This window comes from Bacillus sp. MRMR6 (genome assembly GCF_001940785.1).
In the GTDB taxonomy this organism is placed as follows: Bacteria; Bacillota; Bacilli; order Bacillales; family Cytobacillaceae; genus Neobacillus.
The window spans coordinates 1-1,856 of sequence record NZ_MSLS01000074.1; the positions used below are offsets into that span (position 1 = coordinate 1).

At 34.9% G+C, this 1,856-nt stretch carries 2 protein-coding genes and 1 pseudogene; all 3 read right to left on the reverse strand.

The features are described 5' to 3' along the window. Positions 1 to 366 (reverse strand): annotated as a pseudogene (locus BTR25_RS26585) (hypothetical protein); the annotation flags it as partial. 104 nt (positions 367 to 470) lie between these two features. Further along, positions 471 to 935 carry an ankyrin repeat domain-containing protein gene (locus BTR25_RS26590; protein ID WP_083652582.1) on the reverse strand — a complete coding sequence of 155 codons (465 nt, stop codon included), beginning with the start codon at positions 933 to 935 and terminating at the stop codon, positions 471 to 473. Positions 936 to 1,111: 176 nt separating this feature from the next. Continuing rightward, entirely contained in the window at positions 1,112 to 1,489 is a 378-nt protein-coding gene (locus tag BTR25_RS26595) for a DUF3221 domain-containing protein (protein ID WP_075690933.1), read from the reverse strand. Between the last annotated feature and the right edge of the window lie 367 nt (positions 1,490 to 1,856).

Genomic DNA, 1,856 nt, shown 5'->3' on the forward strand with positions numbered 1-1,856 from the left:
CTCTAACAAAGGAATTGTACCATTATGGATTGTTTCAATGCGAGAAATCTTATCATTTTTTACAACAAATTCCCAAATAAGTGCAACTCTGTCATCCCTTATCTCTCCCTTATAAAATGCCACAAGCAGCAATGTGTCTTTTCTTTGTGGAGTTGATATAATGTCGTATTTACCAATTGGCGTATCCTTCTTAATTTCGGGTATGTAAACTCCATCAAAAACAAGACTGTCGATAGATTTATTATTTAAGAGCTGTTGCATAAATTTATCTACTACTTCTCGTGGATGAGTATCAGCCACAACAGATTTTGATGAAAGCAGAAAACATAACGAAAAAACAGTTATATATATACAAATTTTTTTCACAAAATCACCTCTTATTTATCTTTCCGAGGTTTAAGTGAATTATGTAACAAAAGCACCCTTTACTTCAATAACGAAGGGAAACGGTATTACAACCGATTATAGTTCTATACATTTCTTTCTATTTTTAGTAAGTTAGTGATTTCTGTGTAGCCATACTCCTTTGCATAAAATAAGGCAGTTTTCCCATCATTATCTTTCGCCTCGATGTTTGCCCCATTCCTTAGAAGTATTTCAACTACATCTTGGTGATTATAACAGCAAGATATGATTAATACCGTGGTTCCATTGTTACTTTTGATTTCAATATCTGCTCCATTTTTAATCAATAAATCAATAGCCTCTGTATGACCCTCCGAAGCTGCGATATACAATGGCGAAAATCCATTTTCGTCCTTTATATTAATTCCCGCACCTGATGAAAGTAATAACTGAATGACATCTAAATGATTTTCCTGTACTGCGAAATGTAGTGGCGTATAGCCACCAATATCTTTTTTATTAATGTCTCTTCCTGCTTCTATCAACTCTTGAATCTTACTCGTTTGCCCACTAGCAGCATATTGAAAGATTTCAACTTATTCTCTCTTTTTATTCAATTTCTTTCTAAGTCGCTTATTCACTTCTTATCTCCTTCTAAGATATTGTCTTTCATAATTGCTTTTTCCATTAACCTACAACGTTAGCACAAGTAGCGACTGTTCTTATTGAACAATCGCACCCGTTAGCTTAACAAGTGTTTTCTACTTTAATTCTCACTATCTTTGATTTCAATTTTTAACCCTTTGATTTTTGGTGGATCTGATTCGAGAATAGGTCCACCATACCAAACTGATACATTCTGACCTACTTCTAATTCGTCTAACATCGTTTCCTCATCTACTCCTACGTGTATTAACGTACCTGTATCAAACATTTGGTGATCCTTTGTCACTTCAAGTAAAAAGCCCCTGTTAGATGTCTGTTTTTTAACGTAACCCTCAACACCTGGACCAGTAATTTCCTCACTGTTGGATACCTTTTCATCATAGCCCTTTTTAGTATCATTACTATCATTGTTTAAGCAACCTACAATCATAATTAAAAGGCTAGCTATCACTAATGAGACTGTTTTTTTAATTAACATAAGATCCCCTCCATTTAAACTGACGAGAAATTATGGGTTTAGTGTCATCCTTCTTCAACTATCCTGCCAATATATACAGTATGAACTTCTACCGTATTCAACGTAAGTAATGATACAAAAATGACCCAATTTCTATCTTTGCTTACACATTATATACAGGTATTTTTTATAGTATTCAACGTATTCAAAGATATGGAAGTAAACATGTCTTAACAGGGGGAGGATACGCCCTTGAAGTTTAGTGTGGAAGTGTACTCCTTCCACACTAAACTTCAAGGCTAGTAAGCGAAAGCGCGGTAGGGATGAAAGATAGACTAGTTGCCTGATGAGGGGGCTGCTTAATCCCAGGATTAATAGTTCCCAAAGA

Bases quoted from the DNA above. Each gene is read 5' to 3' on its own strand.
- BTR25_RS26595 (WP_075690933.1), bottom strand. From the start codon at position 1,489: ATGTTAATTAAAAAAACAGTCTCATTAGTGATAGCTAGCCTTTTAATT.